12 protein-coding genes and 1 riboswitch are annotated in these 12,638 nt (G+C 75.5%); of the genes, 6 read left to right on the forward strand and 6 right to left on the reverse strand.

Annotated elements, in window-relative coordinates; all coding sequences use genetic code 11:
- Nucleotides 1-5: 5 nt before the first annotated feature.
- Nucleotides 6-788, forward strand: a complete 783-nt coding sequence (locus TEK04_RS15385) for a helix-turn-helix transcriptional regulator (RefSeq protein WP_336405231.1) — start codon at nucleotides 6-8, stop codon at nucleotides 786-788.
- Here TEK04_RS15385 and TEK04_RS15390 read toward each other — a convergent pair.
- The 3 genes from TEK04_RS15390 to TEK04_RS15400 all read right to left on the reverse strand — a co-directional run bounded on the left by TEK04_RS15390 (nucleotide 771) and on the right by TEK04_RS15400 (nucleotide 4,504).
- On the reverse strand, nucleotides 771-1,598 hold the full coding sequence (locus TEK04_RS15390; RefSeq protein ID WP_336405232.1) for a YhjD/YihY/BrkB family envelope integrity protein: 828 nt from the start codon (nucleotides 1,596-1,598) through the stop codon (nucleotides 771-773). The genes TEK04_RS15385 and TEK04_RS15390 overlap by 18 nt on opposite strands.
- 262 nt (nucleotides 1,599-1,860) lie before the next feature.
- A complete protein-coding gene (locus tag TEK04_RS15395; protein ID WP_336405233.1) occupies nucleotides 1,861-2,976 on the reverse strand; it encodes an NDMA-dependent alcohol dehydrogenase in 1,116 nt (371 codons plus the stop codon).
- A gap of 4 nt (nucleotides 2,977-2,980) precedes the next feature.
- Complete coding sequence (locus TEK04_RS15400; protein ID WP_336405234.1) at nucleotides 2,981-4,504, reverse strand: phytoene desaturase family protein; 1,524 nt, start codon at nucleotides 4,502-4,504, stop codon at nucleotides 2,981-2,983.
- A 237-nt stretch (nucleotides 4,505-4,741) separates the two neighbouring features.
- Nucleotides 4,742-4,878, forward strand: a riboswitch (cyclic di-AMP (ydaO/yuaA leader).
- Nucleotides 4,879-4,892: 14 nt separating this feature from the next.
- On the opposite strand from TEK04_RS15400, the gene TEK04_RS15405 reads away from it, so the two are divergent.
- The 3 genes from TEK04_RS15405 to TEK04_RS15415 all read left to right on the forward strand — a co-directional run bounded on the left by TEK04_RS15405 (nucleotide 4,893) and on the right by TEK04_RS15415 (nucleotide 7,812).
- Nucleotides 4,893-6,029 carry a C40 family peptidase gene (locus TEK04_RS15405; protein ID WP_336405235.1) on the forward strand — a complete coding sequence of 379 codons (1,137 nt, stop codon included), beginning with the start codon at nucleotides 4,893-4,895 and terminating at the stop codon, nucleotides 6,027-6,029.
- A 114-nt stretch (nucleotides 6,030-6,143) separates the two neighbouring features.
- On the forward strand, nucleotides 6,144-6,482 hold the full coding sequence (locus TEK04_RS15410) for a DUF3817 domain-containing protein (protein WP_336405236.1): 339 nt from the start codon (nucleotides 6,144-6,146) through the stop codon (nucleotides 6,480-6,482).
- A gap of 10 nt (nucleotides 6,483-6,492) precedes the next feature.
- Nucleotides 6,493-7,812, forward strand: coding sequence for a serine hydrolase domain-containing protein (locus tag TEK04_RS15415; protein ID WP_336405237.1), 1,320 nt, complete (start codon nucleotides 6,493-6,495; stop codon nucleotides 7,810-7,812).
- Nucleotides 7,813-7,830: 18 nt separating this feature from the next.
- Here the strand turns inward: TEK04_RS15415 and TEK04_RS15420 are convergent, their stop codons facing one another.
- The 3 genes from TEK04_RS15420 to TEK04_RS15430 are packed head-to-tail and all read right to left on the reverse strand — an operon-like array spanning nucleotide 7,831 to nucleotide 10,384.
- Nucleotides 7,831-8,349, reverse strand: a complete 519-nt coding sequence (locus TEK04_RS15420; protein WP_336405238.1) for a hypothetical protein — start codon at nucleotides 8,347-8,349, stop codon at nucleotides 7,831-7,833.
- 39 nt (nucleotides 8,350-8,388) lie between these two features.
- Nucleotides 8,389-9,894, reverse strand: a complete 1,506-nt coding sequence (locus TEK04_RS15425; RefSeq protein ID WP_336405239.1) for an alpha/beta fold hydrolase — start codon at nucleotides 9,892-9,894, stop codon at nucleotides 8,389-8,391.
- 19 nt (nucleotides 9,895-9,913) lie between these two features.
- Nucleotides 9,914-10,384 carry an Lrp/AsnC family transcriptional regulator gene (locus TEK04_RS15430; RefSeq protein WP_336405240.1) on the reverse strand — a complete coding sequence of 157 codons (471 nt, stop codon included), beginning with the start codon at nucleotides 10,382-10,384 and terminating at the stop codon, nucleotides 9,914-9,916.
- Between the two features lie 152 nt (nucleotides 10,385-10,536).
- Between TEK04_RS15430 and pdhA the strand changes: the two genes are divergently transcribed.
- Nucleotides 10,537-11,667 (forward strand): pyruvate dehydrogenase (acetyl-transferring) E1 component subunit alpha, encoded by a 1,131-nt coding sequence (gene pdhA / locus TEK04_RS15435; protein ID WP_336405241.1) that lies wholly within the window; start codon nucleotides 10,537-10,539, stop codon nucleotides 11,665-11,667.
- The gene (locus TEK04_RS15440; RefSeq protein ID WP_336405242.1) at nucleotides 11,664-12,638 is read left to right on the forward strand and encodes an alpha-ketoacid dehydrogenase subunit beta; all 975 of its coding nucleotides are present in this window, start codon (nucleotides 11,664-11,666) and stop codon (nucleotides 12,636-12,638) included. The genes pdhA and TEK04_RS15440 overlap by 4 nt, the downstream gene beginning before the upstream one ends.

Raw genomic sequence — 12,638 nt, forward strand, 5'->3', positions numbered from 1 at the left:
GCGCGGTGGACGACGTCCTCGACCGGCTGCTCCCGGGGTCCCTGCGCCGGCTGCGGTCGGGGACCGGGCTGCCGGTGGCGTTCGCGGGCGTCGTCCCCCCGGGCGGGGCGCGGTTGCTGCTCACCCGGCTGGCCGGCACCCGGGGCCGCGAGCTGGCCGGGCTCTCGGTGCCCACCGGGCGGGGGCTGGGTGGTCGGGTGCTGGCGCAGGCCGCGCCGCAGCGGGTCGCCGACTACGCGGGCACACCGACCATCACGCACGAGTTCGACCGGGTGGTGGTCGACGCCGAGCGGCTGGCGTCGGTCGCGGCGGTGCCGGTGCTGGCCGACGGTCGGGTGCGGGCGGTGCTCTACGCCGCCGACCGCGAGGCCCGGCCGGTGGGCGACCGCGCGCTGCGGACGATGGCGGCGGTGGCCGACCAGCTCGCCGACGACCTCGCCGGGCCGGGCACCGCCCCCGACCCGGCGTCCGCGGCGCTGGCCGACCTGGCCCGGCTGGTGGAGGAGACCGGTGACCCGGTGCTGCGGGCCCGGTTGCGGGCCATCCACGGCGGGTTGACCGCGCCCGCACCGTCGGGTCCGGCCGTCGCGCTGGCCCCGCGCGAGGTGCAGGTGCTGGCCCTGGTCGAGCTCGGGGCCGGCAACGCCGAGATCGCCGGCCGGCTGGGCCTGGCCCCCGAGACGGTCAAGGCCTACCTGCGCTCGGCCATGAGGAGGCTCGACGTCGGCAACCGCACCGCCGCCGTGCACGCCGCCCGCCGGGCGGGGCTGCTACCGCCGGCCCGCTGAGAACCGCTCGGCCAGTGCCTGCGTGAGCAGCCAGCCGGCGATGACCACGAGGTGCAGCAGGAACAGCCACAGCCCCAGCGCCACCACCCCGCCGACGACGTCGAGCCCGCCGAACGGCGCCCCGATCGACAGCGGGAGCCGCAGGAACAGCACGAAGCCCTGCAGGAAGCCGGCCAGCGAGGCTGCGGTGAAGAACGCGCCGACGCCGATCGCCCGCCAACCCAGCTCCCCGGCCGCGACGACGCGGAACCCCCACACCAGGGGCCCGACCAGGGCGAACAGCACCGAGTAGAAGCCGACCGCGATCAACGCCACCGTGCCCCAGAACCCCCCGGTGGCCTGCAGGTCGGCCAGCACCGGCACCACCATGAGCGCCGCGAGCAGCAGGAACGGGGCGACCACCAGCAGCGGGACGACGGCCAGCCGGCCCCGCCACCCGGTGTAGGTGTCCTCGCGCGGGGTGAAGCGCAGCAGGGCCCGGCGCAGCCCCTCGCCCCAGAACGTCATGGGCAGCAGGGCCAGCAGCCCGCCGAGCAGCGTCATCGTCGTGCCGGCGTCGGCGAGGGCGGCCAGGGCGTCGGGGGCGCCGAGCTCGCCGGGCAGCACCTCGCCGAGCTGGTCGAGGTACCCGCGCACCGTGCCCGGTGAGGTGATGACCGAGGCCAGCGCCAGGGCGAGCAGCAGCAGGGGGACGACGGAGATGCCTGCGTAGAACGTGAGCCCGGCGGCGATGAGCGACAGGTCGCGACCGCGCATCCCGCGCCGCACCGACCCCACGAGGAACATCGCCTCGGCGCGCCAGCGGGTCACCGGGCCCACTCCACCACCCCGCGGGCGCCGCCGCCGTCCGAACCCGTGCCGCGGGCTGACCGGGTCGGTGGGTCGCCGGGCTGACCGGGTCGGTGGGTCGCCGGGCTGACCGGGCCGCCGGGTGCGCGCAGGTGCGGCCCGCGCGTCCTCGGGAGCAGCCTGGGCGCGCACCCACGACGTGCTGCGCTCCCACGGGGCCTGTTCGGCGTCGCGACCCGCGCGGCGGCGCACCCGGGCGGTGGGTGCGCTGCGGCGCGGGGAGTCAGCCCCCGTGGACCAGGAGGCCGCGGATGGTCTCGCCGGCGGCCTGGTCGGCGAAGCCCTGGTGCAGCTGGTCCAGGGAGTACCGCCGGGTGACCAGGCGGTCGAGCTCGAGCTTCCCCTCCTCGGCCAGCCGCAGCAGCATCGGGACGTCGCGGTGGGCGTTGCAGCTGCCGAACAGCGCGCCCTGGATACGGTGCTCGTAGGCGGTCACCCCGTTGCCCTGCAGCGACAGCGTGACGTCGGAGGCGACGTCGGCCAGCGCGGTGAGCACGAGGGTGCCGCCCTTGCCCAGGCAGCGGGCGGCCAGCCGGGTGCTCTCGGCGTCGGTCGACCCGAGTGCGAGGACGACGACGTCGGCGCCGTTGCCCCAGGTCAGCTCGCGGGCCAGCGCCGCGGCCTCCTTCGACGTCCCCACCGCGTGGGTCGCCCCGACGGTCAGCGCGAACTCGCGCCGGAAGGCCACCGGGTCGACGGCGACGACGTGCGAGGCGCCGGCGTGCACCGCGCCCTGCACCGCGTTGGCCCCCACCCCGCCGCAGCCGACCACGACCACGGTGTCGCCGGGCCGCGTGCCGCCGGCGTACACCGCCGAGCCCCAGCCGGTGGGCACGCTGCACGCCATGAGGGCCGCGGTGTCCAGCGGCAGCCACGGGTGGATCCTGATCACCGACGCCTCGTGCAGCAGCGAGTGCCGGGCGAACGCGCCGACCATGCAGAACGCGCCCAGCTCCTCGCCGTCCAGCCGGAACGGCCAGGTGCCGGTGGGCAGCTGGCCCGTGCCGATGGTGGCGCCCAGGTTGCACAGGTTGGACCGGCCCGAGGCGCACCACCGGCAGGTGCCGCAGGCGGGCAGGAAGCTGGCCACGACGTGGTCTCCGGGGGCCACCCGGGTCACCCCCGCCCCGACCGCCAGCACGACCCCGGACCCCTCGTGGCCGCCGACGATCGGGTAGCGGCCACCGGCGTTGGAGTGCCGCAGGTGCTCGTCGGAGTGGCACAGGCCGGCGTAGGCCATCTCCACCAGCACCTCGCCGGGGCCCGGGTCGCCGACCTGCAGCGTCACGAGCTCGTACTGGTCACCCTCGCCGCGCAGCACTGCGCCGGTCGTCTCCACGGGCTCATCCCAGCAGATGCCGGGCCGCGGCGTAGCCGCCGAGGCCGCTGACCGCCCCGCCGCGCACCGTGCCGCCCGAGGACGCCGACACCACGCGCGGGTGGGCGGTCGCCGCACCCCAGGTGCCCGCCGGGTGCGCCTCGCTCGCCACCGGCCAGCTGAGGTCGCCGTGGAAGATGTGCCCGCCCGGCATGGCCAGCGACGCCTCGACGTCCAGCGGGGACGCCGCCTGCAGGCACGGGCGGCCGTCGGCGTCGGTCGCCAGGCAGTCGGCCAGCGGCTCCTCGAGCTGGGCGTCGAGCTGGGCCACCACCCGGCGCACCGCCTCCTCGCGGGCGCCCACCGGGTCGGCGGTGAACAGCGTCGCCGGGGTGTGCAGCCCGAACAGCGTGAGCGTGTGCAGCCCGGTGCCGCCGGTGATCGACGGGTCGGTGAGGGAGTGGCAGTAGACCTCGAACGGGATGGTGCCCGGCAGCCGTCCGGCCGCGGCGTCGGCGTAGGCGGCGTCGATCTGCGACGCGGCCTCGTCGACGTGGCAGGTGCCGCCGAAGGCCACCGCCGGGTCCAGGCCCGAGCGCGGCCGGGGCAGCCGGGTCAGCACCATGTTGACCTTCAGCTGGGCGCCCACCGGTCGGGGCGCGGGCGCGGCGCCGGTCAGTTCGTCCAGCACAGCGGGGGCGCAGCCGGCCACCACGTGGGCGGCGTCCGCGGCGTGCGCCGTCCCCTCGTCGTCGGTCCAGTGCACCGTGACGCCGTCGGCCCGGGTCTCGACGGCGGTGACCGCCGTCCGGGTGCGCAGGTCGGCCCCGGCCCGGCGGGCGGCGTCGGCCATCGCGCCGCTCACCGCGCCCATGCCGCCCACCGGGACCCGCCACAGGCCCGTGCCGTTGCCGACCAGGTGGTACAGGAAGCAGCGGCCGGCCAGCCCGTCGGCGGCGTGCACGTCGGCGAACGTGCCGATCAGGCCGTCGGTCAGCGCCACCCCGCGGGCGACGTCGGCGTCGAGGTGGTCGGCGACGACCTCGGCCAGCGGGCGCTCGACCAGGTCGCGGTACAGCTGCCGGTCGCGCAGCCGGCCCTCGAGCTCGGCGGTGGAGGGCAACGGCTGCACCAGGGTGGGGGAGAGGTCCTCGGCCAGGGTGGCGAGCCGGCCGTAGAAGCGCTGCCAGCCGGCCCACTCGGCGTCCGAGCCGGTGAGCGCCCGGAAGGAGGCCGCGGTGGCCGGCCCGGGGTCGCGCTCGACCAGCAGCGCCCGGTCGCCCAGCAGGGTCGCCGAGCTGACCGCCCGGTCGGCCAGCTCGACGCCCAGGTCGAGGTCGGCGACGACCCGGTCGGGCAGCAGGCTGACCAGGTAGGAGTAGGCCGAGAGCCGGACGTCGACCCCCGGGAAGACCGCCTCGCTGACCGCCGCCCCGCCGAGCGCCGCCCTGCGCTCGAGGAGGAGCACCGACCGGCCGGCCCGGGCCAGGTACGCCGCCGCCACGAGTCCGTTGTGCCCGCCGCCGACCACCACCACGTCGTAGCTCATCCCGGCATCCTGGCCCACCGGTCCGGACGCAACCGTCCGGTAACCGGTTGTGAGCGTGCTCAGGGCGTGTCCCGGTGACGAACGTGCGGAACTCCACAATCGGCACGGGCTCACTTGTCACGAAACGGTCACACACCTACCGTCGTGCCGTCCGGACGGATCGTTCCGCCACCCGCCCTGGGTGACAGCCGACCGGACGCCGCCGAACCACGGCCGCCCCAGCACCACCACCAGCACCACCGGGGCGCGCCAGGACCGGGGACCCACCGAAGCACTGGGGTGAAGCACCGACGGCCCGCGAGGGCCCGACGTGCCGGGCGACCTTCCCGCCCGAATCCGTCAGCTAACCCGGTAGGCGGCCGTTGGGAGAAAGGACCACCCGCCGCACATGGCGAGTTCCAGCACGCCTGCGCGCCGTCCAGCCCTCCGGGGCCGTCGCGCCGCCATCACCCTCCTCGCCGCCGCCGGTGTCGCCGCGGGCACCCTCGTGACCGCCGCCCCGGCCCAGGCCGCCCCCGAACCCACCACCTCCGCCGAGGCCGCCCAGCTCGTGGCCGAGCGCGGGCACCAGCTCGAGGTCCTCACCGAGCAGTTCAACGACGCGCGCGTGGCGCTGGAGGCCGACCAGGCCGCCCAGGCCCAGGCCGTCGCCGCGGCCCAGACCGCGCAGTCGGACTTCGAGGCCGCCCGCGGCTCGGTGACCAGCGTGGCGCGCACCGCCTACCAGGGCGGCGGCCAGCTCGCCGGCCTGCAGACCCTCCTGACCGCCAGCTCGGCGGGCGAGTTCGTCGAGCAGTCGGCCACCCTGGACCTCCTGTCCGAGCACAGCACCGAGGTGCTCACCCAGGCGCAGCAGGCCAACGACGCCGCGGCCACGGCCCAGCAGACCGCCGAGCAGGCCACCGCCGAGGCGCAGGCCCAGGTCGACGCGGTCACCGCGCAGCAGGCCGAGCTCAACGCCGAGATCGCGGAGTACCAGGCCCAGTACGAACGGCTCTCGGCCGCCGAGCGCGCTGCGGCCGAGGCCGCCGCGGCCGAGGTCGCCGCACGCACCACGGCCACCAGCCGAGCCGACCGCGACGACAGCTCGAGCAGCTCGAACTCGAGCAGCTCGGGCGGGTCCAGCGCCTCGGCCGCCCCGGCGGGCAGCAGCGTGGTCGCCAACTCCGCCGCCGCCCAGGTCGCCGTCGACACGGCGATGTCCAAGCGGGGCGCCCCGTACGTGTGGGCCGCGTCCGGTCCCAACAGCTTCGACTGCTCGGGTCTGGTGCAGTACGCCTACGCCGCGGCCGGCATCTCGCTGCCGCACTCGAGCCGTTCCCAGGCCTCGATGGGCCAGTCGGTGTCCCGCAGCCAGCTGCAGCCCGGTGACCTGGTGGCCTTCTACTCGCCGGTCAGCCACATCGGCATCTACATCGGCAACGGCCAGATGGTGCACGCCCCGACGTCCGGCGACGTCGTCAAGGTGGCCAGCATCGACGCCATGGGCTCCGCGCCCACGGCCTACCGCCGCATCGCGGGCTGACCCCCGCACCGCACCACCGGAGCCCCGGTCACCGTTCGGTGACCGGGGCTCCGTGCTGTGCGGGGTCGGTCACACCCGGGGACGGCGGCGGCCACGTGTCCGTTGGTGCTGGTCGTGGCCGCACTCCCCGCACCCCCCACCGTCGCCCGCGCCTTCCGCGTCGTCGCGTTCGCCGAGGCGGTCAGCTGGGCGCTGCTGCTGGCCGGCATGTTCGTCAAGTGGGTGCTGCGCACCTCCGAGCTGGGGGTGCAGATCGCCGGCCCGGTGCACGGCGCGGTGTTCGTGGTCTACGTCGTGCTGGCCCTGGTCTGCTGGCGGGTGCTGCGCTGGGACCTGCGCACCGCCGCCCTGGCCCTGGTGGCCTCGGTGCCGCCGTTCGCGACCGTCTGGTTCGAGCGGTGGGCCGCCCGCACCGGCCGTCTGCCCGTCGGGGACCCGGCCGCCACCCCCTAGCCTGCAGGGCATGCCCAGCGTCGAGCCGACCACCGCCCGCGCCCTGCTCGCCCGCACCGCGCGCGTGCAGGCCACCGGCCGGGCGCCCGGCCTGGTGGCCGGGGTGGTCCGCGACGGTGCCCTGGCCTGGTCGGCCGGCCGGGGCGACGTCCCCGGCCCGCACACCGACGTCCAGTACCGGCTCGGGTCGATCAGCAAGACGGTGACCGCGGTGGCCGTCATGCGGCTGCGCGACGAGGGCCGCCTGCACCTGGACGACCCGCTGGAGGAGCACGTCCCCGGCACGCCGCTGGGCGCGCGCACGGTGGGTCAGCTGCTCTCCCACCTGGCCGGTGCGTCCAGCGAGAGCCCCGGCGGCTGGTGGGAGCGGGTGCCCGGCGGGTCGCTGGCGGACCTGCAGCTGGGACCCGAGCACGTCGTGCTCGGCGCCGCCCGCCGGTTCCACTACTCCAACCTGGGCTTCGGCCTGCTCGGCGAACTGGTGGCCCGGCACCGCGGGCAACCGTGGGTCGACGTCGTCACCCGCGAGGTGCTGGCGCCGCTGGGCATGGTCCGCACGACCGCGCGCCCGTCCGGCATGGCCGCCCGGGGCACCGCGGTGCACCCGTGGGCCGACGTCGTCCTGCCCGAGCCCGAGCACGACGCCGGGGTGATGGACGCCGCCGGCCAGCTCTGGGCGACCCTGGCCGACCTCGGCCGGTTCGCCGCGTTCCTGCTGGGCGACACCGGCGACGTGCTGGCCCCCGCCACCCTGGCCGAGATGGTCGTGCCCGCCGGCGTCGACGGCTCCGCCGCCGGGTGGTCGGCCTACGGGCTGGGCGTCCAGGTGCTGCGCGTCGACGGGACCACCCTGGTCGGGCACGGGGGATCGATGCCCGGCTTCCTCGCCGGGGTGTTCGTCGACCGCACCGAGCTCACCGGCGCGGTCATGCTGGCCAACACCACCAGCGGGCTGGACCCGCTGGTGCCCGGCCTGCTGGCCGACCTGAAGGCGGCCGAACCGCGGGTGGTGCCCGCCTGGACGCCAGCACCCCCGCCGGTCCCGCTCGACGTCCTCGGCGTCTGGTTCTGGGGCCCGGCGCCGCACGTGCTGCGCGCGCAGGGGGACGGGGCGCTGCACCTGGGCCCGCTACCCGGCCGTGCCGGGCGGGCCAGCCGGTTCGTCCGGCGGTCGGACGGCAGCTGGGTCGGCCTCGACGGCTACTACGCCGGGGAGACCCTGCGCATCGCCGACGACCACCTCGACCTGGCGACGTTCGTGTTCACCCGGCAGCCCTACGACCCCGCCGCCCCGGTGCCCGGCGGCGTCGACCCCGTCGGCTGGCGCTGAGCCCCGGCCCGGGGGGCCTCAGGCGCGGTCGAGCGCAGCCAGGGTCGAGTGCGTGGCGATGCCGTAGGCCAGGTGCGGCACGACGTCGGCGGCCCAGTCGGTGGCCGACCAGGTGCGCGGGTCGCTGATGCCCAGCACCGCCATCGGGCCGTTGGCGCCCACCAGGGCACCGACGGTGGCCACCAGCCCGCCCACCAGCGGGTGGGGCCGGAACCCGGCGGCGCGGGCCAGACCGGCCAGCACCCCGACGCCCACCCCGGCCGCGACACCGGTCAGCGGCCCCAGACCGGCGACCCGGTTGTCGCGCGTGTCGCCCGACCCCGGAATGTCGACGCCCGCCTTGTCGGCCAGCGCCTCGACGGTCTGCTCGGGGGTGTCGCTGGTGCCGCGCCCGCGCAGCACCATGTCCAGGTAGGTGACGGTGTTGAGCACCGTCGTACCGGCGGCGCCGGCCGCCGCCCCGCGCAGCGCCCACCCGCCCGCGGAGATGCCGCGCCTGCCCTTGCCGATCGCACCCAGTGGGGTCTTCTTCGCCATGCAGTGCCCGCTACCCGCAGCCGCGCACCCCGGAAACGGTCACCACCGGCAGACGGTGACCCGTCGGTCGGGCACCTGGCCCGTGGCCACGAAGGTGTTCACCGGGTCGTCGACGCACGGGTCGCCGCGGCCGTAGACCACGTGCGGGCCGTCGAGCTGGATCACCGCGGCGTCGGCGGGGCCGGCGCCCGGGGTCAGGTCGCGGAAGACGTCCTCCGCGCCGACGAACGGCGTGTTCGGGTCGGTGTCGGCGTTCAGCACCATGACCGGGTAGGGCGGGTCGGTGACGGGCGCGGGGCGCTCGACGTCCGGCGTGGTCGTCGACCCCGGCCAGAACAGGCAGTCGAGGTCGCCGTAGAACGAGCCCCCCAGGCGCAGCTGGTCGATGCCCCGCTGCGCCGACACGTCGAGCCAGGCGTCGAGCTCGGCCCGGGGGTCGCCGTCCTGGGGGACGACGTCGTAGTCCTGGCACTCGACGGCGTAGAACAGCCCGTCGGAGAAGGAGGGGTCCGGGGCGTAGGGACCGTTGCCGAGCTCGTCGAGGGCCGCGACGTCGCCGAGCAGCGCGTCGACGAGTGCGTCGGTGAACACCTCCCGCGAGTACGGGTCGCTCATCGACGACGCGGCCGCTGCCCGCAGGGTCAGGTCGTCCACCGGCTGGCCGCCCGGCGGCGTCACCGGGTCGGCGGCCAACCGGTCGAGCAGGGCGTCGTAGCCCGCCGCCGTGCCGCCCGGGGCGGCGTCGGCGCAGACCGGGTCGGCGTCGCAGCGCGCGAAGGTCGCCGTGAGCACGCCGTCGGCGGCCTCCGCCTGCTGCACGGCGAACCCGGGCTGGTCGGTGGTCAGGTCGACCACCCCGTCCAGGACCAGCCCGGCCACCCGGTCGGGGTGGGCCGCGGCGTAGGTCTGCACGTACTGCGTGCCGTAGCTCTCGCCGTACAGGGTCAGCTGCGGCGCGGCCAGCCACTCCCGGAAGTCCTCGAGGTCCTCGACGGCCTGCGCGGTCGCGTAGCGCGGCGCGGTGGACGGGTCGACCCCCGCCTCGGCGAAGCAGTCCTGGCCGAACTGCGTGCTGGCCGCGGCGAACTCGTCGCGGTCGGCGGAGGACGACGAGGCCTGGATCGGCACGTAGTAGTCGTCGTAGGCGTCGTCGCAGCGGAACTCCTGGGACAGACCGATGCCGCGCTGGTCGAAGAACACCACGTCGAAGCCCTGCCGCACCTCGTCGGGGAAGGACGAGCTGTACGCGTCCGCGGCGGCCAGCCCGCTCGAGCCCGGCCCGCCGGTGGCGGTGACGAACACGCCCCTCCGCTCGCCCTCGGCGCGCAGCAGGCCGAACACGACGTCCCAGTGCTCACCGGCGGGGCGGGCGTGGTCCACCGGCACGCTGAGGGTCACGCAGGAGAAGTCCCCGGCGCCGGTCGAGGCGGCGCAGGGCTGCTCGGAGACGAATGCCCAGCCCTCCGGGGCAGGCGTGGCGGTGCCGTCGATGCGGCAGCCGGCCAGCAGCAGGACGACGAGCGCGAGCAGGGGCCGGATCCGCACGGCGCACCCTAACCGGGGTTCAGCGGCCGGCGGCGCGTTCGAGCAGCGGGGTCATCCGGTGGTCGACGAAGCGGCGGAGCGCCAGGTTGGTGTCGGTGCGCTGCACGCCGGGGATGGCCAGCACCTGCTCGCTGATCCGCCACAGGTCGTCGGCGTCGACCGCGACGACCTGCACCAGCAGGTCGGCGGCCCCCGACAGGCCGATCACCTCGAGCACCTCGGGGATGTCGGCCAGGCCGGCGCTCACCTCAGCCAGCGAGGTCTGGACGACGGTCGCGGTGATGTAGGCCCCCAGCCGGTAGCCCAACGCCTCGGGCCGCACCCGGCGCTCGAAGGGGTCCAGCACGCCGCCGGACTCCAGGCGGGCCAGCCGCGCCTGCACGGTGTTGCGGGCCAGCCCGAGGGTCTGCGACAGGGCCATGACCGTGGCCCGGGGGTCCGCGGACAGGGCCAGCAGTAGGCGGGCGTCGGTGGCGTCGATGCCGGGCACGGTGCTCAGTGTGCCACGCCACACCCGGCATCCACCGACCATCGTGCTCAATTCCCCCGGGTCGCCTTGCGCATCTCGTCCCGGGAGTGATGTGCTGCACACGGCGTCCCGGCCTGCCCGGGGCGCGCCGTCGCACAGCGAGGAGGACATCGGTGACCGCAGTGCCGGAAGCGCAGGAGATGGTGGACCCGGTCCCCGGGGCTCACGCGCCGCACCTGCCCGCCCAGCCCGAGCTGGTCCAGCTGCTGACCCCCGAGGGCGAGCGCGTCGAGCACCCCGAGTACTCCCTCGACGTCGGCGACGACGAGCTGCGCGCCCTCTACCGCGACCTCGTCCTGGTCCGCCGGTGGGACGTCGAGGCCACCGCCCTCCAGCGCCAGGGCGAGCTGGGCATCTGGGCCTCGCTGCAGGGGCAGGAGGCAGCGCAGATCGGTGCCGGCCGCGCGCTCGGCGAGGGTGACATGGCCTTCCCCACCTACCGCGAGCACGGCGTGGCCTGGACCCGTGGGGTCGACCCCCTCGACGTCATCAGCCTGTTCCGGGGCAACGACCTCGGCGGCTGGGACCCGGTGCAGACCGGCTTCAACCTCTACACCGTGGTCATCGGTGCGCAGTGCCTGCACGCCACCGGCTACGCGATGGGCATCCAGCGCGATGACGCGGAGGCTGCCGCCATCGCCTTCCTCGGCGACGGCGCGACCAGCCAGGGCGAGGTCAACGAGGCGATGATCTGGGCGGCCACGTTCGACGCCCCCGTCGTCTTCTTCTGCCAGAACAACCAGTACGCCATCTCGGTGCCGATCGAGCGGCAGTCCAAGGTGCCGCTGTTCCGGCGCGCGGCGGGCTTCGGGTTCCCCGGGGTGCGGGTCGACGGCAACGACGTCCTCGCCGTCCTGGCCGTCACCCGCGCGGCGCTGGCCCGGGCGCGCGAGGGCTCCGGCCCCACCTTCATCGAGGCCTTCACCTACCGGATGGGTGCGCACACCACCTCCGACGACCCCACCCGCTACCGGCTCGCCGACGAGCTGGAGGAGTGGAAGCTGCGCGACCCGGTGGCCCGGGTGAAGGCCTACCTCTCCCGGTCGGGCAAGGCCGGGTCCGAGTTCTTCGCCGGCGTCGAGGCCGAGTCCGACGAGCTCGCCGCCCGCATCCGGAAAGGCACGCTGGAGATGCCCGACCCGGCCGGCACCGAGATGTTCGACCACGTCTACGCCGAGCAGACCGAGGAGATCGCCGCCCAGCGCGCCGCGTTCCTCGCCTACCAGGAGGGGTTCCAGCAGTGACCACCCTGACGTTGGGCAAGGCGCTCAACAGCGGCCTGCGCACGGCCATGGAGGACGACCCGAAGGTCGTGCTCATGGGCGAGGACATCGGCAAGCTCGGCGGGGTCTTCCGGATCACCGACGGCCTGCAGAAGGACTTCGGCGAGGCCCGGGTGGTGGACACCCCGCTGGCCGAGGCCGGCATCGTCGGCACCGCGGTCGGGTTGGCCATGCGCGGCTACAAGCCCGTCGTGGAGATCCAGTTCGACGGGTTCGTCTTCCCCGCCTACAACCAGATCGTCACCCAGGTGGCCAAGATCCACGCCCGCTCGCGCGGCAAGCTGCCGATGCCGATCACCATCCGCATCCCCTTCGGCGGCGGCATCGGCGCGGTCGAGCACCACAGCGAGAGCCCCGAGGCCTACTTCGCGCACACCACCGGGCTCAAGGTCGTCGCGGTGTCCAACCCGGCCGACGCCTACTGGATGCTGCAGCAGTCCATCGCCCACCCCGACCCGGTGGTGTTCTTCGAGCCCAAGCGCCGGTACTGGGACAAGGCCGAGGTCGACCTCGACGCCCCGCCGCCGCCGCTGTTCAGCTCGCGGGTGGTGCGCGCCGGCGACGACGTCACGCTGCTGGCCTACGGGCCGATGGTGAAGACGGCGCTGCAGGCGGCGCAGGCCGCCGAGCCCGAGGGCCGCTCGCTGGAGGTCATCGACCTGCGCACGCTGTCGCCGCTGGACCTGGGGCCGGTGGAGGAGTCGGTGCGGCGCACCGGCCGGTGCGTGGTGGTGCACGAGGCCCAGACCACGCTCGGCATGGGCGCGGAGATCGCCGCTCGCGTCTCCGAGAGCTGCTTCCACTCGCTGGAGGCCCCGGTGCTGCGGGTCGGTGGCTACGACGTCACCTACCCGCCGTCCAAGCTGGAGGAGGAGTACCTGCCCGACCTGGACCGGGTGCTCGAGGCCGTCGACCGCTCGCTGGAGTACTGA

Origin of the sequence: Klenkia sesuvii, from assembly GCF_037083825.1 — a bacterium.
Classification (GTDB): domain Bacteria; phylum Actinomycetota; class Actinomycetes; order Mycobacteriales; family Geodermatophilaceae; genus Klenkia; species Klenkia sesuvii.

What these genes read in the sequence shown, in the direction of transcription:
- TEK04_RS15400 (WP_336405234.1), bottom strand. Translation starts at nt 4,504, where the DNA reads ATGAGCTACGACGTGGTGGTGGTCGGCGGCGGGCACAACGGACTCGTG.
- TEK04_RS15405 (WP_336405235.1), top strand. Translation starts at nt 4,893, where the DNA reads ATGGCGAGTTCCAGCACGCCTGCGCGCCGTCCAGCCCTCCGGGGCCGT.
- TEK04_RS15415 (WP_336405237.1), top strand. Translation starts at nt 6,493, where the DNA reads ATGCCCAGCGTCGAGCCGACCACCGCCCGCGCCCTGCTCGCCCGCACC.
- TEK04_RS15420 (WP_336405238.1), bottom strand. Translation starts at nt 8,349, where the DNA reads ATGGCGAAGAAGACCCCACTGGGTGCGATCGGCAAGGGCAGGCGCGGC.